19 protein-coding genes and 1 pseudogene are annotated in these 25,237 nt (G+C 43.2%); 9 read left to right on the top strand and 11 right to left on the bottom strand.

Annotated features, from left to right (window positions below; genetic code table 11):
• Positions 1-57: 57 nt before the first annotated feature.
• Positions 58-903, bottom strand: a complete 846-nt coding sequence (locus QSH61_RS14980; protein ID WP_174169779.1) for an HDOD domain-containing protein — start codon at positions 901-903, stop codon at positions 58-60.
• A gap of 110 nt (positions 904-1,013) precedes the next feature.
• Complete coding sequence (locus QSH61_RS14985; RefSeq protein WP_174169778.1) at positions 1,014-2,534, bottom strand: CYTH and CHAD domain-containing protein; 1,521 nt, start codon at positions 2,532-2,534, stop codon at positions 1,014-1,016.
• Positions 2,535-2,832: 298 nt separating this feature from the next.
• Here QSH61_RS14985 and QSH61_RS14990 point away from each other — a divergent pair, with 298 nt between their 5' ends.
• Positions 2,833-3,444 (top strand): TIGR04211 family SH3 domain-containing protein, encoded by a 612-nt coding sequence (locus tag QSH61_RS14990; protein WP_227386883.1) that lies wholly within the window; start codon positions 2,833-2,835, stop codon positions 3,442-3,444.
• A 149-nt stretch (positions 3,445-3,593) separates the two neighbouring features.
• Here QSH61_RS14990 and QSH61_RS14995 read toward each other — a convergent pair whose 3' ends face one another.
• The 3 genes from QSH61_RS14995 to ctlX form a co-directional block, all read right to left on the bottom strand.
• Positions 3,594-4,256: an outer membrane beta-barrel protein gene (locus QSH61_RS14995; protein ID WP_102057433.1), complete on the bottom strand. Its 663-nt coding sequence runs from the start codon at positions 4,254-4,256 to the stop codon at positions 3,594-3,596.
• A 204-nt stretch (positions 4,257-4,460) separates the two neighbouring features.
• The gene (locus QSH61_RS15000; protein WP_206472151.1) at positions 4,461-5,891 is read right to left on the bottom strand and encodes an alanine/glycine:cation symporter family protein; all 1,431 of its coding nucleotides are present in this window, start codon (positions 5,889-5,891) and stop codon (positions 4,461-4,463) included.
• 82 nt (positions 5,892-5,973) lie between these two features.
• Entirely contained in the window at positions 5,974-6,885 is a 912-nt protein-coding gene (gene ctlX, locus QSH61_RS15005; RefSeq protein ID WP_174169776.1) for a citrulline utilization hydrolase CtlX, read from the bottom strand.
• 168 nt (positions 6,886-7,053) lie between these two features.
• Here ctlX and QSH61_RS15010 point away from each other — a divergent pair, with 168 nt between their 5' ends.
• Positions 7,054-7,485 (top strand): Lrp/AsnC family transcriptional regulator, encoded by a 432-nt coding sequence (locus QSH61_RS15010; protein ID WP_128725236.1) that lies wholly within the window; start codon positions 7,054-7,056, stop codon positions 7,483-7,485.
• A gap of 100 nt (positions 7,486-7,585) precedes the next feature.
• Here QSH61_RS15010 and QSH61_RS15015 read toward each other — a convergent pair whose 3' ends face one another.
• Positions 7,586-8,695: a mechanosensitive ion channel family protein gene (locus tag QSH61_RS15015; protein WP_174169775.1), complete on the bottom strand. Its 1,110-nt coding sequence runs from the start codon at positions 8,693-8,695 to the stop codon at positions 7,586-7,588.
• A gap of 134 nt (positions 8,696-8,829) precedes the next feature.
• On the opposite strand from QSH61_RS15015, the gene QSH61_RS15020 reads away from it, so the two are divergent.
• Positions 8,830-9,801, top strand: coding sequence for a YihY/virulence factor BrkB family protein (locus QSH61_RS15020; RefSeq protein WP_174169774.1), 972 nt, complete (start codon positions 8,830-8,832; stop codon positions 9,799-9,801).
• Between the two features lie 131 nt (positions 9,802-9,932).
• On the opposite strand, the gene QSH61_RS15025 is transcribed toward QSH61_RS15020, so the two are convergent.
• Both QSH61_RS15025 and QSH61_RS15030 read right to left on the bottom strand, forming a co-directional pair.
• A complete protein-coding gene (locus tag QSH61_RS15025) occupies positions 9,933-11,339 on the bottom strand; it encodes an alkaline phosphatase PhoX (protein WP_206472150.1) in 1,407 nt (468 codons plus the stop codon).
• Between the two features lie 140 nt (positions 11,340-11,479).
• Positions 11,480-13,873, bottom strand: a complete 2,394-nt coding sequence (locus QSH61_RS15030) for a TonB-dependent receptor (protein WP_206472148.1) — start codon at positions 13,871-13,873, stop codon at positions 11,480-11,482.
• Positions 13,874-13,939: 66 nt separating this feature from the next.
• Here QSH61_RS15030 and QSH61_RS15035 point away from each other — a divergent pair, with 66 nt between their 5' ends.
• From QSH61_RS15035 to QSH61_RS15050, 5 genes and pseudogenes are all read left to right on the top strand, one after another.
• Complete coding sequence (locus QSH61_RS15035) at positions 13,940-14,431, top strand: Fur family transcriptional regulator (RefSeq protein ID WP_227386879.1); 492 nt, start codon at positions 13,940-13,942, stop codon at positions 14,429-14,431.
• Between the two features lie 11 nt (positions 14,432-14,442).
• A complete protein-coding gene (locus tag QSH61_RS15040) occupies positions 14,443-15,777 on the top strand; it encodes a dihydroorotase (RefSeq protein WP_206472146.1) in 1,335 nt (444 codons plus the stop codon).
• 111 nt (positions 15,778-15,888) lie between these two features.
• Positions 15,889-16,044: pseudogene (locus tag QSH61_RS24430) on the top strand (GTP cyclohydrolase FolE2); the annotation flags it as partial.
• Positions 16,045-16,062: 18 nt separating this feature from the next.
• Positions 16,063-16,980, top strand: a complete 918-nt coding sequence (folE2, locus tag QSH61_RS15045; RefSeq protein WP_174169770.1) for a GTP cyclohydrolase FolE2 — start codon at positions 16,063-16,065, stop codon at positions 16,978-16,980.
• A gap of 117 nt (positions 16,981-17,097) precedes the next feature.
• Positions 17,098-19,248: a M3 family metallopeptidase gene (locus QSH61_RS15050; RefSeq protein ID WP_206472144.1), complete on the top strand. Its 2,151-nt coding sequence runs from the start codon at positions 17,098-17,100 to the stop codon at positions 19,246-19,248.
• A 223-nt stretch (positions 19,249-19,471) separates the two neighbouring features.
• Here the strand turns inward: QSH61_RS15050 and QSH61_RS15055 are convergent, their stop codons facing one another.
• The 3 genes from QSH61_RS15055 to dinB form a co-directional block, all read right to left on the bottom strand.
• Positions 19,472-21,004 (bottom strand): M17 family metallopeptidase, encoded by a 1,533-nt coding sequence (locus QSH61_RS15055; RefSeq protein ID WP_206472142.1) that lies wholly within the window; start codon positions 21,002-21,004, stop codon positions 19,472-19,474.
• A 69-nt stretch (positions 21,005-21,073) separates the two neighbouring features.
• Entirely contained in the window at positions 21,074-22,759 is a 1,686-nt protein-coding gene (locus QSH61_RS15060; RefSeq protein WP_206472140.1) for a carbon starvation CstA family protein, read from the bottom strand.
• Between the two features lie 125 nt (positions 22,760-22,884).
• Entirely contained in the window at positions 22,885-23,940 is a 1,056-nt protein-coding gene (gene dinB, locus QSH61_RS15065; RefSeq protein ID WP_455430646.1) for a DNA polymerase IV, read from the bottom strand.
• Between the two features lie 221 nt (positions 23,941-24,161).
• Here dinB and QSH61_RS15070 point away from each other — a divergent pair, with 221 nt between their 5' ends.
• On the top strand, positions 24,162-25,214 hold the full coding sequence (locus QSH61_RS15070) for an aldo/keto reductase (RefSeq protein ID WP_206472138.1): 1,053 nt from the start codon (positions 24,162-24,164) through the stop codon (positions 25,212-25,214).
• The last annotated feature ends 23 nt before the right edge of the window (positions 25,215-25,237 follow it).

A 25,237-nucleotide genomic window follows, 5' to 3' on the forward strand; every position in this document is an offset into this window, starting at 1 on the left:
GCTGTAAAAAGTAAAAAAGGCGCCAAGAGCGCCTTTTTTAATACCACGGATAATCCCCTACCCGATAAATACTTCGTCGACATCATCTTTTAAGTTTTGATACTCATCTTCATGCAGATTAAGCTCAATCATCACCTTGTCTTTAAATAAATACCAATCCGCTGCGCTTCTAAAGTGTTTTGCTTCGAAACAGAGATTTTCAGCCAGTTTAAGTGCTGCAAAGGTTTGCACATGCTGTGCATCTTTTTGCTCTTCAAGATAGCTAACGTCATGGTGGCGCAAAATCATCTGGCATATTTCTTTAGGTAAGTGCCAAGACGTCGCAAGAAAGTAGCCTATCACAGTGTGAGGCACTGGATACTTTTGCTGCTCGTAGTAAATAAGCGTTTGCTCAGGTCGCTCTATAGACTGCTTTATTACCTCAGCGTAGTCAGGATATTTTACGGCCATTGCTGGGATCCCGGCATCATGAAACAGTCCGAGCAGCTGCAAATTCTCCATCGGTAATGATGCCTTCAAATGATGTCCAACCACCATCGCCGCTTTTGAAATATCCGCAGCGTTATCCCAAAACTGCTGCAGTGAGATACAGCACTTTGACTGCTCAAACGCATTTTTAAGCAAATACCCAGTCACTAGCTGCGTAATACAGTTAACGCCCAAAAACATCACTGCTTGTTTTATATCTGTGATTGTACGGGCAAGACCATAAGCGGGTGAATTAATTACCTTTAACACCGCAGCTGACGCACCAACATCTGCCGCAATAATATCCGCCACGGTAAATAACTCAGGCTCCGGTTGTGATAATTCATTTTGTAAGGCTTGTAATATTTCAGGCTTAGCAGGTAAGTTAAATCCGCCGCGCAAATCATTCAGCACTTTATCGTCAATATCGATCATTGGGCTACCTCAGAATTGATACACCCAAGTTTAGTTCATCACCTGATATTTGCAGTATTGATTGTAATGAAGTGGTACAAAAAAGCGGGATAAAACCCCGCTTAATCTGGTTAGAACCAATATGGTTCGCTATGCATGGAAGATTGTCGACTTTGCTCCATAGCACTTATCAAAAAGTCAGATTTTTGCTTAAGCCATGCCTGCACTTCTTGCAGCTCGTCTGCGTTTTGGCTTTGGCAAAGTTGATATAAATACGCCAGTGTTTCTAGCTCATAAATACCATAAACGATATCAATCCAAGGCGTTCTAAACACTTTGCGCGCTTCTTTATCGTAAAGCTTGCCCAGACAGTTACCGCTTAGTAGCGTGTTTTCTAACTTTATTCTCACATGTAAATAATCTCTTTCAGAAAGCGATTTATCCTGTGGAAGCAAGTTTTTCAGCTCTTGCCAGTCTTTATCAAATAATTGGCTTGCGATTTCTGTGACAGGTAGCTCTGCTGCACTCAGTGCTTTTTGATCCCAGTTTTTACGCCACGCTCTATCAACCAGCCAGCGAGTAAGTGAAAGGATCAAACGGTTATAGCGGGTGCAATGAAATAAATCTTCAATGTCCGTCGGTGTCGGCTGAACATCTTGCAAATCGGTAATGACCTGCGCCAACTCGGGAAACTGATTAAGTTTCTTATGATAAGCATGACGCTTTGAGGTATAGGTTTTTAAATGAATTGCATTTTCGACCCAGGCAAGTTCTGACAACAACCATTTTAATTCGTTACGAATACTCTCAGTCGAGCTTTTATCAACGATGTCATCGAACAACCAAAACGCGTGGCGGATAAGCGAGACTCCATCAATAACACGTTTTAATGTCTTGAGACTTGGTTTATTAAAATAACACTGCTCATGCTTCTGGACGAACTGAATACCATAACTGACTGTCGCAATTAGCGCTTGTTCTTGCGTTACCTGAGATTTGAGCGGTACAAACCCTATAAACTTATTTGGTTTTAGAGGCTTATCATCGGCAATTCGATACCCTCTGGCGGCCTTTGAGTATAGTCCCAAACGCATACCAGCCTGTTTAATTAGGTGATCGGCTAATAAGAAAAGATCTTCTTTGTTTCCCTCAATGAGCTCTATTTCAAGCTCATTGATTGGCTCCATCTTCCCTTGGGCTGCTATTTCCCCTTTATCCAACACGACTTCGATTTTGGTTCCTGAATCCGTTTCGATTAACCAAGTTCGACGAATGAAATTCGTACTGAAGATCGGGAATATGTTTTCTGCGATAGACTCAAGTTGCATGCCGTGAGGCCAAATATTCGCGTCAAACGCTAACAAGTCAGGACGTCCTGATTGAATAGGTAAATTGTACTCAGGTCGTTGATGTAACCCTCCTACAACTTCTCCCGCAAGCTTAATCGTTTGCTCGCATTCATCATTGCAACAACGCGTTCTTAGACCGATATCTAGCGCACGCAATTCACGATTTGGCGTGTCAAAGTAGGCGTTAGTTAAGTTTTTAGCAGGCTTGTTAGTGACCGTTTTTGCAAACTGTGTGATGAGTGCAGGGATCAGCGGAACTTCATTATCTGAAACCAAAAATTTCAGTTCTATTTCAGTGTCCATTAGGGCAGTGTTTTACCTATTTGTCTAAGGGAGGATCAAAATATACAAAGGAGGCTAAGTTTGCAATCTTTTTATCCGATGAGAAGTGCACCAAATATGCGCTAAATCAATAGATAGTCGGGCTAATTTCGCTGAACGTCAGCGGATTAATAACACCGAATCATTGCGTTAAATGCTGCAATTTTCATTATGTAATCAATTATTTCGCGCCATTCAAAATAAACAAAGCCTTGCTATTAGGCCGCGAAATCCCTACTATTTTGTAAACTTTACGACCCAAAGAATAAAAGGCCCACGCATGTTCAACTTTAAGCAATTTATCATTGCGAGCCTGCTCTTCACCAGCTTTATAAGCTTTGCCGAAGAGCCAGACGAAAATAGCACAGTAAACACGGCAACACCAAACGGCTATATTAGTGACAATCTTTTTATTTTCATGCATACAGGTCCAAGTAAAAATTATCGAATTTTAGGTTCTGTTGATGCTGGTACGCCAATCACTATTTTGAGTGGCGCTAATGACGAGTTTGTCCAAATTAAAGACGACAAAGCAAGAGAAGGTTGGGTAGAAAGTAAATTTGTCACCACGGAGCCAGGTTTAAAGCAACAATTAGAGGCGGTTAACCAAACCTTGGTGGAAACCCAAGAGGCGCTGAACGACGCCCAGCAGCAGCTTCCAATGCTGCAGCAAAACAATACCAATTTGCTAGCTGAAAATGCTTCACTTCAAGACACTATTTCAGGGCTTGAAAAGCAACTACAAGATGAGCGTTTAGCACAGCAGCAAAAAGTCCAAAAAGAGCAACACCAGTTGCTCACTTACGGTGGCATCATCGGGATCAGTGGCATTATTATCGGTGTGATCCTGACGCTATTTTTATCTCGTAGAAAGCGTTACGACGGCTGGTAAGTGGTTATATACCTATTGAGGTTAGATAACTTCGTCACTGACGGTTCATCTAAACTCTATTGTCAAAATTGATGGGGTGAATTGCTCAATTCGCCCCACTCTAAATACAGTTCTGAAAATAACCTTTCTCTACTATGAATATCAGCGTATTAAAAAGCCCAACCAAGTAACATGGATATATCGTGCAAATTATGCTCATATTGAACTACGCCTGTGTAGTCATATTCTTTTGATTCTTTAATATTCAAAAGAGAGTATTCCAAACCAACATAGAGATTATCTGTTAGTCGATACTCAACACCTATCGAGGTATAAATATCATTACCGCTATCACCTGAACTAGTGCTGCCTGTAGGAACCAATTGTGCAGGGATCACATCTTTGTATTGCCAATGTGCCATTCCAACTCTTATATTTGCATTAATATTGGTAGACACCTCAATCTCTCCCTTAATCCCCAACCTCAGAGATTCGGTATCAATAGGAAACCTGACTCGATATGAGTAGTCATATGGGTTTTGATAGATTCCAGAGAGTGTGTTAGAAACGTGAACGGAATATTCAGCTAGTGACTCACCATGAAAATGCTGTGCGATTTCAAGAGCTAAATGATCTGTAAGCCCAACACCGAGCCTCAGCCCCCATGAATCAGAATTAGCGGATGACGCACGCCTATATCCTAAATCAGATTCTTGCTCGGCATAAAATTCATTATTGGCTTTACCAAAAAGTACTTCTGAAAATATGGCAATATCAGCCTTCGCGTACATAGGCAACGATAGTACTGCCAGTCCAAATAATTGTTTTTTCATTATCACATCAGTGTTTAAAGATTAAAAAGGAAGCAATATTTAGTTTGAAATATTGAAGAGAAAAGCGGGAGGAAGTATACACAGAATATAAAAAATTTAAACAAGGCGTATGATTGAAAGTTTGGAGATACTTTTTAACTTAAAAATATCAAAAATAAATAAAGGCCGGAAAATTCGGCCTTTATTTATTCCATCTAAAACGTATTAGGCTGAACTCTTCGCATTAATATTACCCCAAATGCCAGACTCAGTAACTCCTTGCACTTTGACCTTATCGACTTCGAATACAGGTTCTTTCCCTTTTGCTCTTTGCAGATGATAATCGGCCGTAACCGCCAAGATAGTGGGTGTAAGGCGCACGATGGCAATAACATTCACCACCGTCATTAAACCCAATGCGATGTCGGCAAGATCCCATACCTGTTTTAGCGTTGCCGAAGCGCCCCACAACATCATAGACAAGTAGCATGCGGTATAAATTGAACGGCCAACTTTATTGTCCAGATGGAATAAGTGTAAGTTACTTTCAGCATAGGCGTAATTAGCCACTACAGAGGTGAAAGCAAACAAAGTGATCGCCGCAGCGACAAAGTACACGCCCCCAGTTGCTAAATGCGCGGTCATCGCAGATTGCGTCAGCCGTATGCCTTCCATCTCACTGCCAATATCTATATCTGCCAATAGAATTATGACAGCAGTACAACTACACAACACGATGGTATCAAAGAATACGCCTAGCATTTGGATATAACCTTGGGTCACGGGGTGATTGGGAATTGGCGACGCACTTGCCGATGCGTGCGGCACACTACCCGCTCCCGCCTCGTTAGAATAGAGCCCACGCTGAATACCATTTTTGATAGCTGCGCCAAGTGCGCCTGCGCCCGCTTCTTGCAAACCAAAAGCTGAAAGCAAAATATCTTTGATCATGGCAGGGACTTGCGAGTAATTCATCACGGTAATAATAATGGCCGCAAGGACAAAGACTAATCCCATTACTGGCACTACCTTTTCAGCAAATCGCGCAATCGCTTTGAAGCCACCAAGAATAATAGAGCCGGCAAGGACTGTGATCACAATACCTGAATATAAGGTTGGAATATCAAACGCATTATTGAGCGCATCGGTGATGGTATTGGTTTGCATCGCGCTAAAGGTAAATCCATATCCCAAAAACAAGCAAAAGGCGAAGCATACTGCAAACGCCCGACTTCCCAATCCCATGTGAATATAATAAGCAGGACCACCTCTAAACTCACCTTGGCTATCTCGCACTTTATAGACTTGCCCAAGTACACTTTCGGCAAAGCCTGTTGCCATCCCCAAAATGGCTATCATCCACATCCAAAATATCGCACCACTGCCACCAAGAGAAATAGCAACTGCAACACCTGCAAGGTTACCGGTTCCAACTCGAGCTGATAGCCCCGTGCATAACGCTTGAAAAGAACTGATGGTATTGTCATCACCCTGACTGCAGCCCCGTAACAGGCTAAACATATGGCGAAACTTTACAATTTGTATCCCTCGCAAAAGAATAGTGAACCAAAACCCTGCAAATAGCAGGATATAAATAAGTATCTGGCCTTCTCCCCATAAAAGCCCATTAATACTCTTAACTGCACTTTCAAACATAGGCGATTCCTGTTTTATTATTATTTGCCGTTTATCTAGGGCCTGTTGACCTTCTTGACGGATAAACAGGCCCTAGTATTATTTAACGGTTATTTAAATGGACTCCAGCAATCATACAACGCACTGAGCCACCTGCGGCTTCAATTGTCGGTATATCAATAGCAACTAGCTTAGCTGACTTTTCAATGACAGCAATTTGCTCAGGCAACAACGCCTGATAAGCCGTTGTGGAAAGCGCAAGTATGTGTCCCATGCTTCCTTGTAGCTCAATCGCGTTGCCGCAAAAATGTTGGATCTGCTGATAAGATAGCGCAATCAGGGTGTGGCCGCTTTGCGTAAAACGGTTAATAAGCTGTGCCCGCTGATATTCTGGCACCATATCTAGGCATATCATGGCGAAATCGGTGGCGACACACATTAAGACATTAGTGTGATAAACAGGCACTTCATTCTTATCATAGGCATTAAATATCTCTGCCTGTAGTCCCAACTGCTCGCAAACTTGATTAACTAACACGGCGTTGGTGCGCTTGGATTCTACCGCATAGGCCACTTTAGCTTGATGATCGATAACCACAGAGCCGGTGCCTTCAAGGAATATTTCTTCAGCAGTTAGGTGACTATAATCGTTGATGTTTGTCACCTGATAGTGAGCACTCAGAAAATCGATAATATCGCGACGGATCTCCAATCGTCGATTCAAGGCGTACATAGGGTAAATCGTCAACTGACCATCGCTATGGGTCGAAAACCAGTTATTTGGAAAGACCGAGTCAGGCGTGTCTGTGGAGGTATCTTCAAATAAGTGTACTTTCACGCCAGCCAATTCTAACGCTTGCACGGCGTTGCTGACCTCAACATAGGCTCTGTTGTTAGGGTTGTTTTCACTGCATGCTTGCTGAAAGGCGTTATCTTGCATGGTTTGCGGGTTCGAAGTGAAATGGTGTGGGCGGATCATCACCACCGCTCGTGGTGCTTGAAATATCGTTGTCATACTGCACTCATTATTTGATTTGGGCGTTGTCTTACACAATATCAGTGTAACCACACCATAAGACGATTTAAATGCCAAAATCTTATACAATTAGTGCAATTTTCTATCACTTTGCTAAGTTGAATTATACAAATAGACTAATCATGACAAAAACCACAAAGCTGTACTATGACTCCTTACTTATATGATGCGCTTGACAAAGCCTTGATTGCTGAATTGCGCAAAGATGGCCGAGCAGCCATTTCAACTTTAGCCACTACGCTCGATGTGTCTCGCGGAACCGTACAAAACCGTTTAGATAGACTCATTTCCAGTGGTGCAATTCTAGGCTTTACAGTGCGGGTTCATGAATATATCGAGTCCGAGCTGGTGCGCGCTATCATGATGATAGAAGTGATCGGTAAATCCACTACTCAAGTGATCAATGCACTGCGTGGGATCCCCGAACTCAGTAAAATTCATACCACGAACGGGGCATGGGATTTAATCGCTGAAGTACAAGCCGCTAACCTCAGTGAATTCGATGGTGTACTGAGGCAAGTTCGAGAGATTGATGGCATTTTAAATAGTGAAACCAGTATTTTGCTATCGAGTACGTAAAGCTCGATAGCGTTGTTCATCTAGATTAGGGTGATGAGTCGACAGTCCGAAATAATCTAAATCAGCCATGACACATTTCAACACTTAACCTAATTTACTGCTAAATTATATTGTCCCCTTCTTCTGGGCTTCGAGCGCGCTCTGCTTGCTCTCTGATCTCATCCGCATCGCTACTCACATCGTCAATATCCGCATCTACTGCACTTGCTGTGGTTTTGTTCTTTTGTTTCACAGGCGCTCTGCTACTCGAATTACTGGTCGCTTCTTTGTTTACTCCTTGTGTTTCAGTATTCGCAGCTATGATTATCCGCTCTCTAGCATCATCAGGCATGCTTATACCGTGTTCTGTAAAGCAATTAACGGTTTCTCGCATGAGTTGAGACGCCACTTTGATCGGGCTATGTTGTTCGCTATTGACCCAAAAATAAATGGTAAGATTGATAGTCGCGGAGCCTAAGGCTTCAAGTAGAACCTGAGGTGGCGGGTCGTTTAAAACCGCACTTTGCTCTTTAAGTAAGTCAATTGCAATTTGCTGCGTCAGGCGAATATCGTTGTCATAGCCAATACCAATCTTAAAGTGTCCACGTGTTTTGGGGTTGGCAGTAAAGTTTTTAATTACATTCTTGTAGACGGTAGCATTGGGTATTTGAATGTGATTACCATCGTAATCAACTAAGGTGGTTGCGCGGGCGGTGACTTTTTTAACGATCCCCAAACGGTTATCCACTTCAATAACGTCATCAATTCTAAACGGGCGTTGGACACTAATTAGCATACTCGAAATAAAGTTCTCGGCGATATCACGAAACGCAAACCCAAGAATAAGACCGACAAGCCCAGTACCACTCATTACTGCGACGGCAAACTCACTTAACCCGGCCAAGCGCAAAAAGATATAAATACCAAAAAATATGACTAACACACTGATAAAACGGCGAGTGACGAGATGTAATAATCGACTTTTACTGACATAACCTATGGGTTTAATCAAAAGATAAGAGATTGGCCGTGCTAAATAATAACAAAGCACAATAACCACAATTCCCAACGCCAAAGCAGGTAATAATTGCCATGCGGTTTGTAAAAAGTGCACAACCTGTGCGCTTAAACTTAGCGTATCTGATGTGCTCACGGCCTCAGTCACTTCGCGAGAAGCTGCCGCCTGAATCATATTAGTCATTTGATTTTTAATAAGATTATTGATTTCCATATTGCACTCTTTGGGTTTTTATTCATAAGATCACGAGTTGACTAGTAGCAAATATAACGCCAAACGAGATTGGCAGACCTTTTGCTGTATATCACTTTAGATCAACAGGCCCAGAATTGATTTAGGAAAGACCAATGGCAGCTCATAAACATGGCTTTAATGCAGACAGGCCAAGCGATATTCCAGCACTCGGTTGGTGGGATGTCAGTAAACGGCTATACCACAGCTTATCCCAAGATAATTTATCTCTGGTTGCCGCTGGAGTGGCATTTTATGCCCTGCTGGCAATATTTCCTGCGTTAGCGGCCGTTGTTTCTATCTATGCCTATTTTTCTTCTCCTGCAGAAATGGTTGACCAGCTACTGCCGCTTATTGAACTCTTACCACCATCCAGTCAAGAAATTATGTTGCAACAACTCAAAGCGCTCACTCAAAAATCGCAGGCAAGCCTAAGTTTAGGTGCTATTTTTACCCTCTTTTTAACAATATGGAGTAGCAGTAAAGGCTGCCAAGCGTTGATCACAGCCTGCAACATTACGTATCATGAGCATAATAAAAGGCAGTTTTTACAAGCGCTAGTGGTACGCTTTTTGTTTTCTGTGGGGGCGATTTTCGTCGCGATTGTGACGTTGTCTATTATCGGAATTTTACCGATTGTGCTTAACCTCGTAGGATTTACCACAGCACTCGATTCGATTATCCAACTAATCACTTGGTCTATTTTAGCAGCACTATTTCACTTTTCTTTGGCGTTTGTTTATCGTTATGCGCCTCATCGCAGAGCCGCAAAATGGCGCTGGATAACACTCGGCTCGTTTACTGCAACCGGTTTATGGATCTTGGCGTCATTGGGATTTTCATATTATGTCGCGCAGTTCGCTTCTTACAATGAAACTTATGGTTCATTGGGAGGCGTCGTCATTATGATGATGTGGTTATATTTGAGCGCATATATCATTATTTTTGGTGCCGCACTAAATGCCAGTACTGAGCTACAAACTTTAAAAGATAGTACCGTTGGACCAGCAAAAACCAGAGGGCAACGAGGTGCATTTGTGGCTGATAATTTAACTACAAGACAACGTAAAGAAAAGGAGCCTCATTGATAATAGCATCAATATTAATAGCTCACTTTCACGATTTAAATTTTGCTTAGATTACTCAGCAGCAAGTTGAGCTTCGCGACCAAAATACACTTATGAGAACATAAATCAAATAGCGAAAAGGTCAACAAGCCCTAATTCAACAAATTAAAATTAGAGAGGCTATTTATTTTTGCTTGATTAAAGTGCTCCCATGGTCCCACAATCGCCAATGTTGTCGTTGGTGAGTACACATTAACAAATAAAGTCTTGCCGTCTGGTGAAAAACAAGCGCCGGCGAGCTCAGTTTGCTTAGCTAGCCGCGCAAAATTATAGAGTTCTCCCTCTGGTGTTACACCTCTTAGGTAGTTATTTACAACATCGGAATACTGATCCTCACAAACAATTAAATGTCCTTGTGGCGACACGGTAAGATTGTCACCAAAGTTATAGAGAGACTGGCTAGTGCTTTCGACAAATAAAGACAACTTTCCTGGATTGAGGCGTTCTTTTTCTGTTCCCTCAAACTCAGATGGCTGATACTTCATGATTTGCCCTAGCTGCTTTTTTCCGCCATTGGTACAGCAAAAGTACAGCTCTTTTTCACCCCAATGGATCCCTTCACCTCGAGCAAATAGCGCAGCTCCACTTCGATAAGCACGGATCCGTAAATCGTCTTTAGCACTTTGTGGGTCGTCCAAATCTATCCACTCAACAGTAAACTCCTGATGAAGTGGCATCGCTTTTTTATTCCAATTTCGACTATCAAATTGCGGGCTTTCTTTCACTACCATCGCTTGTAATTTCCCTCCTTTGTGGAGCTTTGCCTTTTCGTTTGGAATAAAGCGGTAAAAAACGCTGTCTCCCCTGTCTTCCGTGAGATAAACAATGCCTGTTTTGGGATCAACAGCAGCGGCTTCATGATTAAACCGCCCCATTGCTTTTAGAGGTTGTGGCTTAATTAAACCCTTTGCAGTCGCTGGTACTTCAAAAATATATCCGTGATCTTGTGTAAAACCATCATTTTTAGTTGCAGTTGTTTCTTCACAAGTAAGCCAACTCCCCCAAGGCGTTATTCCACCAGAACAGTTACGAATAGTGCCAACCAAGGATAAATATTCTTGTTCTTTTTGGCGTGTTTTTAGGTTATACACAATATGACTTGTGCCACCAGGAAGCGCGATGCCTGAGCCATTTGTATCAAAAGCAAGCTCACTTTTATGGTGACGAATACTGTCCTCGGCTTTTGCTAAATCTGTTGGTTTCAATTCATGATTGCGGATCAATGCAACCCGTTCTTCATCTAAAGCAATACAACCCATACCATCGGCTTTGTCAGGTACAGTAAAACCATCGGACATTTTATCTCCAAGGCTTGATACTATTTGATAACTGAAACCTTGGGGCAAATCGAGTAAACCATTGGGGTCGGTGATCAACGGTCCATACCCAGCTATCATTGTGTTAAAGTCTAATAGTGACACTCTGCCAAATGCGCTTTTAGAAAGGCCGATAAATGCGAGGGTGCCAGCCCCCCTTAAAAACCTTCGACGTGAAACCATAATTTCTCCTGCTGATCGTAGTCGTGTCAGTAATAATCTCGTGCTACATATAGATAAGATTTATGTTGTTGTAAAACTCAGTTACTTGTGTACCTGTGTGGCTTTAACTAACAGGTACACAATGGTTTAACCTGCTAAAACTAAAAATAGCCGCGAATACCAAGCGCGAAACTGCGTCCCGGACGAGGGCCTATATCTTTTAAGAATGAACTATGTACTCGTGCTTCTGTATCCGTCAGATTGCTCCCTCTAAGATAAATAGAGAGATCTTGATTTAACACAGAAAGATCATAAGAGATGCTAGCATCAACTAAGGTATATCCGTCGGTCGCGGTTTCTTCTGGTGCAATCCGGTCCTGCTCTTGATATCGAGTAATGTGGATATGTGCACTGAGATTATCCGTCTGATAGCTTAACTGCGACCCAAAGCGCAGAGGTGGTGTACGAGGTAAATCGCCGCCTTCTTCTAATCTGGCGCGCACAAAGTCAGAGAAAACATCAACTTTCAACTCGTCGGTCAATTGCCAAGCAACTTGCGCTTCAAAACCGTGCAAAACCACATCATCTGTCTTGAATAAATAAATAGGTAATTCGGAAGCATGATCGTGCTCATGTTCATGATTGTGGTCGTGACTATCGCCGCTCTCGGCGTACAACCCAGTTTCTATTTGATAGTAGTAGTTATCTACTTGGTTGTAAAAAGCATTAAAAATAAAGCCTATATCGCCTTGGGTTTTTCGCAGTGTAATATCAATATTGTGCGACTTTTCTAGCGCTATGCCTTGCTCATCGAGTTCAAAATGACCGTGCTCATCCATTTTGAACAACGCTCCTACCTCGTAAGTGCCGGTTCCTATGTGAGGACCAAAGGAAAATAACTCCGATGAAGAAGGAGCTCGTTCAGAGTGTGAAACAGATAACCCAAGGTTATAATTTTGCGCAAAGTCCCATACAAGACCCGAAGATAAACTGACAGGGGTAAACTGATGCTCAACCGCATATACCTTTGTTGCTTCTGAATCGTGACCGATGTGGTCATGCATTTCAGTATCATGCGAGTGGGCATCAATACTTGGTAAAGGCACATTACTTGCGGTGATCTCCACTTGCTCAATACGACCACCTAACTGCACTAAAAAATCACCAAACCGCCTTTCCTCCATTACCCCTATCGCAAGTGTTTGGGTATCAGATGGCGGCGTAAACGCCTCACTACCTTGAGCCTCAACATCACTGTGTTTGTAATGTAAGCTTACGCCACCAGTCCAAGCAGACAGAGGCTGATGTAGTAAATCAACTTTTAACTCATTGGTATCATTCTTAAATGTTGTTCCAACCATGCCGTGCTCAACTTCAGCATGTTCATACTCTGTAAAACCAGCACGCACATTCACTTTATCAAGCCAACCTTTGTTAAACTTGTACTCGCTTAATAGTTGCACTTTTGTTTGTGCTAAGTCCGCAAAAACCTGCTCTTCAGCCTCATGATGTGCTTCTCCATCACCATGCGTATGTCCCGGAATGCCGTATTTGCGGTTAAATTTCTCAACAGCCACACCGACATAACCTTGGTCAAATAAGTAACTTGAGCCAACCGTAAAACCATCAGACTCTTCAGCACTATTTGCTACTTTATAGTGATGTTCACCACTGTTATTCCTTTCACTATGCTCATGAATTTCAGCAGGAACAGGTACTTCGTAGTCATTAGATTCTCGCCAGAATGCATCAACATATAAAGCCACAGAACCAATACCCGATGTCGCATTAAACGAGGCTGTATTTTGGTCATCAACAGAGTTACTTTCCAGATTCCATTCTCCGCGAGTTGCATTATCGGTTGGAACTCTTGTATCGACGACATTAACCACTCCCCCAATCGCACCGCTACCATAAAAAAGAGTTGCAGGTCCCCGCAATACCTCAATTTGTTGAGCCGTTGAGGCTTCGGAGGCGACTGAGTGATCAGGACCAACTCTAGATACATCACTGACATCTAATCCATTTTGCGTCACCAACACCCGCGGGCCACTCAAACCTCGAATAATTGGTGTACTCGCTACTTTGGCGTGGAAATTTGTGTTGACGCCAGGCAATTTTTCTAAGCTATCCCCTAGCGTAGCGGTTTGCTGTCGACGCAATGTTTCACCTGACAAAACACTAACTGGAACCGCAGATTCCATCGCCGACATATGTACAGGGGTAGCTACAATATCTATAACTTCTATTGGAGAACGATTTAACATTAGCATTGCGTTTTTAACGCCACCTTGATCCAGAGTGAGCGCCTTATGCAGATGAGCAAAACCAGGTGCTCTTACATGGATTTGTTGATTTCCAAGCCCAACGCCCGAAATTTGAAAATGACCATTGTTATCTGTGACTACGCGAATATCAGTTCCTTCGACCTCAATTGATGCATTTGCAATCCCTTTACCAACTTTATTGACGACTGTACCTTCTATAGACTTTGCTACAAGACTTGGTGGTAACAGTGCAGCAACGAGCAAGGATATTGTTGATAGTTTAGACATAACGACTCCAATAAATGTTATATTGTATCAATTATGATTGATATGTTATATTGTATCAATAGTTAAATGAATTATGTCGTCATTGCCGTGAACAAAACTCAACGAAACTTTATTCTCAAACAGGCTCAAGCAAAATGCCAATCGTTAGGGCTGCGTTTAACTGAAAAACGACAGGGCGTGCTAGAAATATTATTGCAAACAGTCGAGCCGCTATCAGCGTATGAACTTACTGACAAATACAATAAAAGCACCAACTCTCCTATTCTAGCAATGTCCGTGTACCGCATTCTTGAATTCTTAGAATCAGTCAATCTGGCACACCGGATCCATTCTGCAAATAAATATATAGCCTGTAAGAGTCTAGATGGTGCGTGCCATCACCATCTATCCGTGATCTTGGTCTGCAGATCCTGCCATCAAATAGAAGAAATAGATTCTGTTCAAGAGGCTGCTAAGCATCTATTTAAAGCGGTAGAAAGCACTGGATTTTCAGCTGCAAATGCACGCTTAGAGTTGCCTGGCTTATGTAACCTTTGCAAAGCCAAACTTGACAAATAGGTCCCTATAATATGAAAAACACACTGATAAAAAATGCAATTGTGGTCAACGAGAATCAATCACAAGTATGTGATGTACTTATCGTTGAAAACAGAATAAATAAAATTGCAAGCTCAATAACTGCGCAGCCAAATGACTATATTGTGGATGCGACAGGTTATTTTCTACTCCCTGGAATGATAGACGACCAAGTACATTTCCGTGAGCCCGGCTTAACACAGAAGGGTAATATAGCCTCAGAATCCAGAGCTGCTGTGGCAGGTGGTATCACCAGCTATATGGAAATGCCAAACGTAAGCCCTGCGACTACAACCATTGAAGCTCTTGAACAGAAATACGCGATTGCGTCTAGAAGCTCGCTGGCAAACTATGGTTTCTACTTAGGGGCAACCGAAGATAATTTAGAACAAATAAAACGTTTAGATGCGAAGAAGTACTGCGGTGTTAAAGTTTTTATGGGGGCATCAACAGGCGATCTACTCGTTGAGCATCCACAAGCACTCGACGCAATTTTCAGAGAAAGTCCAACCCTAATTGTCACCCATTGTGAAGATGGAAGAGTGATTGAAAAGAACTTATCCATGTGCATAGGACGCAGTGGCAGTTTAACAATTCAAGATCACCCCATCATTCGTGACGCCGAAGCGTGTTATTCATCCTCTTCGTACGCTGTATCTTTAGCGAAACAATATCGTAGCGATTTACATGTACTGCATATCACAACAGAAAAAGAATTGAGCTTATTCCCTTCAGGCGATATTCGCGACAAACATATTACGGCAGAGGCATGTGTTCATCATTTGTGGTTCAGTCAAGAAGATTACGCACTGCAGGGTAACCTAATAAAATGCAATCCAGCGATTAAAGCGAAAAGCGATCGTGATGCTTTGTTAGCAGCAGTGCGAAATAATCAAATAGATATTATTGCTACTGATCACGCGCCTCATACTTGGCAAGAAAAGCAACTCCCCTACCAGCAAGCACCTGCGGGTTTGCCTTTAGTTGAACATGCATTATTAAGCTTGCTCGACCATGTGCATCATCAGCGTTTATCTATAGAGCAGCTCGTTGAGAAAGTTGCACATAATCCAGCGTTAAGGTATCACATTGTAGATAGAGGCTTTATTCGCGAAGGATACTATGCTGACTTAGTGCTCGTGAACCCTCATCACGAAACACCCACTTGCCATCAGAAAACACACTATCACTGTGGCTGGACCCCATTCGACGGTCACCGTTTTTCAGCAAAAGTTTTAAAAACTTGGGTGAATGGCAGTCTCGTTTATGACGGCCAACAACCGCTTAATACACCCACAGCCGCTATGCCACTAATTTTTAATCGCTAGGGCATGTTTACCTTTCAAGTTTGTTTTTGCAGCAGTTTGATTGGTATTTGTACAAGGCAGAGCCTGCGTAGCATAGTTATTCTATGTGAGTCAGGCGATAACACAGTAGAAATGCTAATCAAGCGCTGCCCTTTGGGTTCACCTGAGTGCGCTTTGTTCATTGTTGCTCAACTTTTGCCTAGATTACTAGGCGGCAAGTCGAGCGTCGCGACCAAAACACACTCAGGAGAACAAAAATCAAACAGCAAAGATCAACAGGCCCTAGAAACCTCGTCGGAAATAAATATGACAGTATCTTTACCTGATGTTGCCTCTGGGCAGCTTGCAACAACAGCCTTACCGCTAAAGTGGGTGGGTATGGAAAAAATTGCCATACCTTTAGAAGTGGAAATATCAAGCACCTCTCACCAAAGGGTTAACGCTCTTGCAAATATTTTTGTTAGCCTTGATAAACCTGAGGCAAAAGGGATCCATATGTCCCGGTTATACATTCGCTTGAGAGAGATACTAAGTACGACTCCTTTGAATATTAAAACGATTGAAGCGTTATTAAAGGAGTCCGTTCAATCTCAACAAGGGTTGAGCAAAGCAGCCAAGCTTGAGTTACAGTTTGAAGTAACTATAGATAAACCAGCATTGTTGAGCGATCAATTCGGCTATCAAAGTTACCCTATCACGCTTAATTGTGAGTATATAAACTCAGAGCTTAGCTATGAGTTATCACTTACTATTGCCTATTCAAGTACCTGCCCTTGTTCAGCGGCGCTTTCTAGACAAGCATTAAGTGAAGAGATCGAAGAACAGTTTTCCCAAGAGGTGATTTCAAAACACGAACTAATGACGTGGATAACCTCTCTAAAAGGGAGCATTGCCACACCTCATAGCCAGCGCTCTTTCGCTTACGTAACAGTAAAACTAACAGAACGGACGTTGCCACTCATTCCAAACCTTATAAAAGCGCTAGAACAGGCCATTGGCACGCCAGTTCAAACTGCGGTAAAACGTGAAGATGAACAAGCATTTGCGAAGCTAAATGCAGAAAATCTAATGTTTTGTGAAGATGCCGCACGACGAGTCAAACAATTTTTAGAGCAAAACACACAGTTTGTTGATTATTGGTTCAAAATTGAACACCAAGAAAGTTTGCATGCTCACAATGCTGTCGCCATTGATAATAAGTTTCCGGCCCAAAAACTGACTTAAGAAACACTTATCTGCCTAAGATGCAAGAATCATGATACTGCCATTATTATGCGATAAAACACAACTACAAACACACAATAGATACACTATAACATTACAACAAATACTGAGAAGTTTATGAAAAAGACCATCATCGCCGTTGCGATTTACTCCACGCTTTTTGTCTCTGGTTGTTCAAATTATACAACGGAGGTGGCATCTAGCGTGCCTAAGAAAAGTGAATCAGTCCATCACAATCCACTGTTCAACGCCAGTACTTTAATCTACCAAACCCCAATGTTTGACCAGATCAAAGATGAACATTTTATGCCTGCATTTAAGTTGGGTATGGCAGAGCACCTCAAAGAAATCGCGCGTATTGCAACTAACCCTGCAACGCCTACGTTTGAAAACACCTTAGTTGCAATGGAAAAAAGTGGTGCACTGCTAAAGCGAACCAGTAGCGTATTTTTTAACTTAATAGGCACTAATAGCTCAGTAAAGCGTCGTCAATTACAAAAAGAACTAGCCCCAATGCTCGCAGAACACCGCGATAACATCAATTTGAACGCCGCATTATTTGATCGTATAAAGTCGCTTTATGATAATCGCAACACACTCGAACTAGACTCAGAATCAAAGCGTTTATTGGATGTTTACTACACCAACTTTGTGCGAGCTGGCGCAAAACTAAGTGCTGAAGATAAGGAGAAAATTCGCAAAATCAATGAAGAGCATTCATCTCTGACTACCCAGTTTTCACAAAACCTATTAGCAGAAACGTCTGCCATATCAGTGATTGTTGATGATAAAGCCGCATTGGACGGTTTAACAGAAAGACAAATTCTTGCCACTAAACGTGCGGCTGAAGCTGCAGGACATAAAGACAAGTACTTAATCGGTATTACCAACACGACCCGTCAACCTATTTTAGCGTCTTTAACCAACCGAGCACTTAGGCAACAGATTTGGCAAACTTCTGCTTATCGTGCTCAGTCAGGTGATAATGACAATACTCAAATTATCATCCGGCTGGCACAGTTAAGGGCCGAAAAAGCAGCGCTGTTAGGGTATAAAAGCTGGGCAGACTACGGCCTAGAAAAGCAAATGGCTGGAAACCCTAAAGCAGTTTATGACATGCTTGGCAGCATGGTGCCGGCCGTTGTTTCCAACGTGGAAAAGGAAGCAGCAGATATTAAAACGCTTATTCAAAGCGAAGGGCACTCGTTCAACATCAAACCTTGGGACTGGGCATACTACGCTGAGAAAGTTCGTCAATCTCGTTATGACTTAGACGAAACAGAAGTGAAAAAGTACTTCGAATTTAATAACGTCTTAGAAAATGGTGTTTTTTATACTATGAATAAGCTGTACGGCGTAAGTTTCAAAGCTCGCCCTGACTTACCTGTGTATCATCCAGATGTTAAGGCTTATGAACTGATCGATAACAATGGTGAAAGCCTCGCGATATTCTTTGCCGACTATTTTGCAAGAGAAGGTAAACGTGGTGGAGCTTGGATGAATTCATTTGTAGGGCAATCTAAGTTATTAAACCAAAAGCCTGTGGTTATCAATGTCATGAATATTGCAAAGGCACCTGATGGTGAACCAACCTTTGTAAGCTACAGTGAAGTGACAACTATGTTTCACGAAATGGGACATGGCTTACATGGGATGTTTTCTGACGTAAAATATCCGAGTCTTGCTGGAACCGCTGTTTCTCGTGATTTTGTTGAGTTTCCCTCAACCTTTGAGGAAGACTGGGCTGCACACCCTGAAGTTATCAGTAACTATGCAAAGCATTACCAAACCGGGGAACCTATCCCAAAAACACTGCTTGATAAAGTGATCCGCTCACGAACTTTTAATATGGGCTACGATACATTGGAGTACATGGCATCTGCGCTCTTAGATATGGAGTGGCATACAATTTCACCTGAGCATGCACCCACTGATATCAATGAATTTGAACAAGCGGCACTGAAGAAGCATGGAGTCGCCCTCGATTACGTTCCACCGCGTTATAAATCAGCATTTTTTGCGCACTCTATGGGAGGCGGCTATTCTGCTGGTTACTATGCTTATATGTGGAGTGAAATATTAGCAGCCGACGCCTATGCATACGTGCAAAAGCTCGGTGGCCTTAAACTTGAAAATGGCGAAAAATATCGTAAACATATTTTATCGGTTGGTAACTCAAGACCTGTAATGGACTCTTACAAAGCATTCCGCGGAAAAGAGCCAACGACTGAAGCGCTATTAAAACGCAGAGGGCTAGATTCCAAATAGTCTTCTCTTTAATTTGACCCAACCAGAAAGGGAAGCTGTATTGCTTCCCTTTTATCAATCTTATACCAGTTGTATTAAATAAATGATCTATCTTGAAGCGGGAAAATAGCTTTAGTAGCAAGGCAAAAATTTTGCTATTTAGTTGTTCTAAATGAGAAATTTTTAACGAAGCTAATACGCTATTTCACCCTTCAAATTGATTAGAGAATTAATTCAATTGGTATTAAATACAATACCGAGCAAACAAGCTTGCAACGGTTGCAGCGGTTGGTTTGCCATGCTGCCAGTCGCCACCTTCAACGCCGCTACCTGCAATATCCATATGTACATACGGAATTGGCAATTCTGCATTACAACCATGCTTGTCTAAGCCACCAACAATTGCCAAAAATGCCATTGGAAATTGGTGACCACGAGCGGTAACCGCCGATGGAGCGTTGTTGCTCGATAGCACATCATCCGCAAGGGTGCGTGGTTTTACAAAGTCATAGTCTTCGCGTCGGCTACGCGATACTTCCGCGCAGTCAGCCCATAGGTCGCCCATATCTGCAATCTTGCGAGATACTTGTGCTGCTCGTGCAGGACCATTCTCAACATAGGCACTGTAAGGGCCCATGGCGCGCGCTGCATGACCTGTCAGTGTTGCAACCGTAAAGATCTCAGGGTTTTTCTCACCCAGAGCTAAGTCTTTCGCTTCGCTGAGTAAGTCACCCATCGCCAAGCGACCTTCCGCATCGGTGTTACCAATACGAACGCGTACGCCTTCTCTGCTCTCAATGATTTCATCCGGCACGAAACAGTCAGAACCAATCGAGTTACGAACCACGGCAAGATAAGCAATTACCTTAATACCTTTTGGTTGGTACTTAGCAACCGCTTCCATAAAACCAACCACTGACGCCGCACCGCCTTTATCACGGCTCATGCCGGCCATAAAACCGCCCACTTTCAAGTCTGCACCGCCAGTATCGTACACAAGACCTTTGCCAACAAAGATAAGAGTACGTTCGACGTCACCTTCAGGCTCGTATACCATTTTTACAACTCGAGGATGATGACGTTCAACGGCGTAAGAGGCACGCGCTACCGTGCTTAACAGTGGATACTGTTCATCCATAATTTTACGATCAGCGATAACCTCAACGTTTACCGCTGAACCTTGAAATAGCTCAACACAGTAGTCAGCAAAACGAGGCGGTGCCATGCGCTCAGGTTCTGTGCCACACAGATCACGCGCAGCATATTGGCCTGCAGCGATTGCGCTTAGTTGATCGCAGCATTGTGATGACGCTTCAAAAACATAAATCGCTTCGATTGGTTCAATCACTTCGCCACGGTACTCACGTGCTTCTAATGGCTGCCATAAGCCTTGGCAAGCACCTAAAAAGCTGACTGCACGCGCATTTTCGTAACGAGCATCGGCAGGCACATTTACAACAGCAAGCACAGGTTTTACCGCACCAGCCGCTTTCGCTTCTAAAATACCAGCCTTTGCCGCTTCAAAGTAACGGCGAACGTCATCGTAATCTCTGTCGATTGGTCCGGTTGGCGCAATCACCAAGCGCTTGCCAGGTACTTTGTCTGAAACAAGCAGGCTTGCCTTTTGCGCAATGCGCGCATCTACAGCTAAAAATGGTGCAGCAACTTCGTCAAGCTCCGCACTGCCAAGGTTTTGAATATCATGAGTAACAACAACGATAGCATCTGCATCGCTTTCAAATAGGGTGTTACAAGGTAATGCGATTGGAAAAGACATAAAAACGGCCCTTTTCTATATTAGAATTAGGGCCGACTATAGGTGATTTGTGGTCAAGTTCCAAGGGAACTACGACATATCACGGGCTTCATCTGGTTTCGCTTTGGTTTTGCTGATCACAGACCAAGCTTCTAACATCACCAAAATACTGACCACCAGCACGATGACGTCAAGCACAACCAACAGCCAATTGCCTTTTTGGTAGTATTCACCTAGCTTGATCACTCCAGCAAAAAACGCCATCACCAGCACAAATACCATAGGGATCAAGGTGTACTTAGCGGGACGCCCTAGTTTGATAAGATACACTGAGATAACCAACAAGGTTAAGCTTGCCAAGATTTGGTTGGTTGAACCAAACAGCGGCCAAATCACCATACCACCACTACCCGATGCGCCACCAGCGCCAAAGGCGAGTAGCAAACAACATGCAACGGCCAACAAAGTCGCGAAGATACCGTTGTTCAGGAACTTGATGTTATAGATCTCACCCCACTCTTGAATAATATAACGCTGAAGTCTGACGCCAGAATCCATGGTAGTGCCTGCAAAAAGTACAACCATAACGGCAAGTAAAGTTGATGCGATCTCGACTGGTAGTCCCCAGCCTGTACTGATAAGATTTGAGCCACCGTTAATAAAGGCTGATACACTGCCTGCACCAAGATGACTATAAATTTCGTGCCACTCTTCAGGTGATACAGCAAGCATCACGCCACTCACGGCGACCAACGTAATAAGTGCAAGTGAGCCTTCACCAACTGCTCCTAAGTAGCCGACAAAACGACCGTCTTTTTCTTTGTCTAGTTGTTTAGAACTCGTTCCCGACGAAACAATACCGTGGAAACCAGATACCGCACCACAAGCAATAGTCACGAATAGCAGGGGTATGATACTTGGGGTATTTTCTACCGTTTGGGTATTAAACGCAGGCGCGGTGATATCTGGCATCACCACAAATACTGCACCATAAAGCAGGATCAATCCCACTAACAGCTGCATGCCATTAATAAAGTCACGAGGTTGTAATAGCATCCAAACCGGTAACAATGACGCCACGGCAGCATATATAAACAGAATGATTATCCAATTGGCTTTGTCGCTTAGACCAAACATTTCGGTTGGTAAGGTAATCGGCATACTACTGCCCATATAAATGGTCGCGTAGAGCACAATAACCCCGATAATACAGAGTGGTACTAGCGGCACTTTGCGTTTCAGTAATTGGCCGATGATAAGCGCCACGACGATAGCTGACCAAGCGGGAAATACCGCATTTGGGTTACCTACGAAGGAGTTTGCTATCACCACGCCGAACACGGCATTTACCATGAGCAGTACAAGAAAGACCACTATCATAAACAATGAACGCGTGCGCTTGCCAATCACGCTTTCAGACAACGCGCCCATCGACTTGCCTTTATGGCGAGCACTTGCCCACAGCGCGCCCATATCGTGGACACCCGCAAAGAATATGGTACCGAATACAACCCAAAGCACAGCTGGCACCCAACCCCAATAAACAGCGATGGCTGGACCTACAATTGGTGCAGCACCTGCGACTGAAGTAAAGTGATGCCCCCACAATACCACTTTGTTAGTGGGAACATAGTCCACGCCATCCTCAAGCTCATGAGCCGGCGTGACAAAGTTGTCATCCATTTTAAATATTTTTTCAGCAATAAATTTGGAATAGACAAACCATCCAAATAACATCCCTATGATGCCGAAGAGTACGATCATTATGGATTGCATAATGCTTACCTCTTGTTGTTGTTTTAATTACACGCAGTTCGCGTGATTAGTTTGTTGCACGACAACTTCGAAGCTAGCACAAAATAAACTAATTGCAGTTATCTTTTAGTCTAGGTAGGTCTGAATTAGCCATCAAAAAGTCCCAGTTGAGCTTGTGTGTTAGACTTTTCATTTAGCCCTAAGTGCAAGCCCACGAGGCGCACAGGTTTAAACTTTTGCCGTGACATTGCTTCAATCAATAGCTCTTCGAAAACGGGCAAATCAATATGCTGGTATTGGCATTCTTTGGTGGTTTGGGTGAAATCGTAAAACTTCACTTTAACGCCAAGCTTATTAAAGCCACGCTGTAAATAAGGCTGTGCTCGGCGAGTCAATTCAGGTAACAACTTTTCTTTTATGACTTGTTTTAAGGTATCAAGGTCGAGCGTGTCTTCTGCAAATGTGGTTTCAACGCCTATCGATTTACGCACTCTATCGGTCTCAACTCGGCGCTCATCAATACCTTGACAACGCCGCCATAATACAGCGCCAAACTTGCCAAATGACTGGCGTAACTGAGTTTCAGACAGTGCCTTAATATCTCGGCCATACTCAAGTCCCATGGCTAGCAAACGCTGTTGAGTCACTTTACCTACACCTGGAATTTTTTTAAGAGGTAACACATCAATAAAAGCGCTCACTTGGTGAGGCGGGATCACACACTGACCATTGGGCTTGTTTTCATCGCTGGCAATTTTGGCTAAAAACTTGATTGGCGCAATTCCCGCCGAAGCTGTAAGGCCCGTCTCTGCAACTATATCCGCTCGTATCTGCTCGGCGATAAGCGTTGCACTGCCATTACATTGCTGACACTCAGTGACGTCTAGATAGGCTTCATCCAAAGACAGTGGCTCAATTAGCTCAGTATAGCGGGTAAAAATAGCGCGAATTTGTTGCGATATTGCCTTATAGACCTCCATTCTCCCCGGTACAATCACCAGCTGAGGGCAGAGTTTTTTCGCTTGATAATTCGACATGGCCGATCGCACGCCATATTGCCGAGCAATATAGTTAGCCGTGGATAGCACCCCACGATGACTCTGCCCACCAATCGCCATCGGCACCTTTGCAAGCTCGGGGTTATCGCGCATTTCTACCGATGCATAGAACGCGTCCATATCAATATGAATAAATTTACGCACGTTAAAACACTGTCTAAATAAACAGTGTTTATTATGTGCTAATTTTCCAACTGTTGCAATCTTGAACATAGGCCTTAGTGTTCTGGGCTATACTTGTGTTGATGTCTGTTGCAAGTTGCACTGCAAAACAGAGATAATGCTAACAATATCAATACAGTTCAAAGTACTAAATCCGTTACTTTGGCTATATTTAACCATTCAGCAATCAATCAGGAGCCTGCATGAAGTACTCACGACTTGGTAGTAGCCCATTAGAAGTTTCGCGCATTTGTTTAGGAAGCATGACTTGGGGCGTACAAAACAACCAGCATGATGCCGACGAGCAAATCAATTATGCACTAAGCCGTGGTATTAACTTCATTGATACCGCTGAAATGTATGCGGTCCCTCCCTCACCTGAAACCTATGGTAAAACCGAAGCCATCATTGGCAATTGGCTAAAGCGGCACCAAGAAAAGCGCGAAAAGCTCGTGCTTGCAACCAAGATTGCAGGCAGCGGATTACCTTGGATCCGTGAAGGCGGTGCTATTACGGGACAATCTGTGATCCAAGCGGTGGACGATTCTTTAGCGCGCCTGAATACCGACTATATCGACCTCTACCAACTACATTGGCCAAACCGTACTTCACCGCATTTTGGTAAACAATGGCCTGGCATGGTGCCTTTGAGTGCGCTTGACCGCGAGGAAGAACGCGCTGGTATGCTAGATATTTTAGAAGGCTTAGCGAGCTGTATTCAAGCGGGTAAAATTCGCCATTGGGGCCTTTCTGATGATACGCCTTGGGGCATTCACACTTACCTTAATTTGGCAATGCAACACAACCTACCTAAGCCGGTTTCAATTCAAAATGAGTTTAGCTTGCTACATGCCAAAGATTGGCCTTACTTGATTGAGAGTTGCGTAAACGAAGATGTTGCCTATTTACCTTGGTCGCCGCTGGCTGGTGGGATGTTGAGCGGTAAATATTTAGGGGGTGCAAGACCTGAAGGCAGCCGCTTTACCTTAGTGCAAAGACAAGGCTTATTTAGAGATACGCAACTAGCACAAGAAGCCGTTGCAAAATATTTAGAAATCGCCAAAGAATTTAATATGACTGCAGCGCAACTGGCGCTAGCTTGGTGCAACCAAGTCGATGGCGTGACTTCAACTATTATCGGCGCGACAATCATGGCACAGCTTAAAGAAAATATTCAAGCGTTTGAACAACCGCTATGTGCAGAGTCTTTAGCCGAGATTGATACTGTATTTAAAGCGTACCCTGCTCCGTTTTAATATCTTCATTCGCGATACGCCGC

Origin of the sequence: Pseudoalteromonas sp. JC3, assembly GCF_030291895.1 — a bacterium.
Classification (GTDB): Bacteria; Pseudomonadota; Gammaproteobacteria; order Enterobacterales; family Alteromonadaceae; genus Pseudoalteromonas.

Excerpts from the sequence above, each read along its gene's own strand:
- QSH61_RS14980 (WP_174169779.1), bottom strand. The coding sequence starts at position 903 with ATGATCGATATTGACGATAAAGTGCTGAATGATTTGCGCGGCGGATTT.
- QSH61_RS14985 (WP_174169778.1), bottom strand. The coding sequence starts at position 2,534 with ATGGACACTGAAATAGAACTGAAATTTTTGGTTTCAGATAATGAAGTT.
- QSH61_RS14990 (WP_227386883.1), top strand. The coding sequence starts at position 2,833 with ATGTTCAACTTTAAGCAATTTATCATTGCGAGCCTGCTCTTCACCAGC.
- QSH61_RS14995 (WP_102057433.1), bottom strand. The coding sequence starts at position 4,256 with ATGAAAAAACAATTATTTGGACTGGCAGTACTATCGTTGCCTATGTAC.
- QSH61_RS15000 (WP_206472151.1), bottom strand. The coding sequence starts at position 5,891 with ATGTTTGAAAGTGCAGTTAAGAGTATTAATGGGCTTTTATGGGGAGAA.
- ctlX (WP_174169776.1), bottom strand. The coding sequence starts at position 6,885 with ATGACAACGATATTTCAAGCACCACGAGCGGTGGTGATGATCCGCCCA.
- QSH61_RS15010 (WP_128725236.1), top strand. The coding sequence starts at position 7,054 with ATGACTCCTTACTTATATGATGCGCTTGACAAAGCCTTGATTGCTGAA.
- QSH61_RS15015 (WP_174169775.1), bottom strand. The coding sequence starts at position 8,695 with ATGGAAATCAATAATCTTATTAAAAATCAAATGACTAATATGATTCAG.
- QSH61_RS15020 (WP_174169774.1), top strand. The coding sequence starts at position 8,830 with ATGGCAGCTCATAAACATGGCTTTAATGCAGACAGGCCAAGCGATATT.
- QSH61_RS15025 (WP_206472150.1), bottom strand. The coding sequence starts at position 11,339 with ATGGTTTCACGTCGAAGGTTTTTAAGGGGGGCTGGCACCCTCGCATTT.
- QSH61_RS15030 (WP_206472148.1), bottom strand. The coding sequence starts at position 13,873 with ATGTCTAAACTATCAACAATATCCTTGCTCGTTGCTGCACTGTTACCA.
- QSH61_RS15035 (WP_227386879.1), top strand. The coding sequence starts at position 13,940 with ATGAATTATGTCGTCATTGCCGTGAACAAAACTCAACGAAACTTTATT.
- QSH61_RS15040 (WP_206472146.1), top strand. The coding sequence starts at position 14,443 with ATGAAAAACACACTGATAAAAAATGCAATTGTGGTCAACGAGAATCAA.
- folE2 (WP_174169770.1), top strand. The coding sequence starts at position 16,063 with ATGACAGTATCTTTACCTGATGTTGCCTCTGGGCAGCTTGCAACAACA.
- QSH61_RS15050 (WP_206472144.1), top strand. The coding sequence starts at position 17,098 with ATGAAAAAGACCATCATCGCCGTTGCGATTTACTCCACGCTTTTTGTC.
- QSH61_RS15055 (WP_206472142.1), bottom strand. The coding sequence starts at position 21,004 with ATGTCTTTTCCAATCGCATTACCTTGTAACACCCTATTTGAAAGCGAT.
- QSH61_RS15060 (WP_206472140.1), bottom strand. The coding sequence starts at position 22,759 with ATGCAATCCATAATGATCGTACTCTTCGGCATCATAGGGATGTTATTT.
- QSH61_RS15070 (WP_206472138.1), top strand. The coding sequence starts at position 24,162 with ATGAAGTACTCACGACTTGGTAGTAGCCCATTAGAAGTTTCGCGCATT.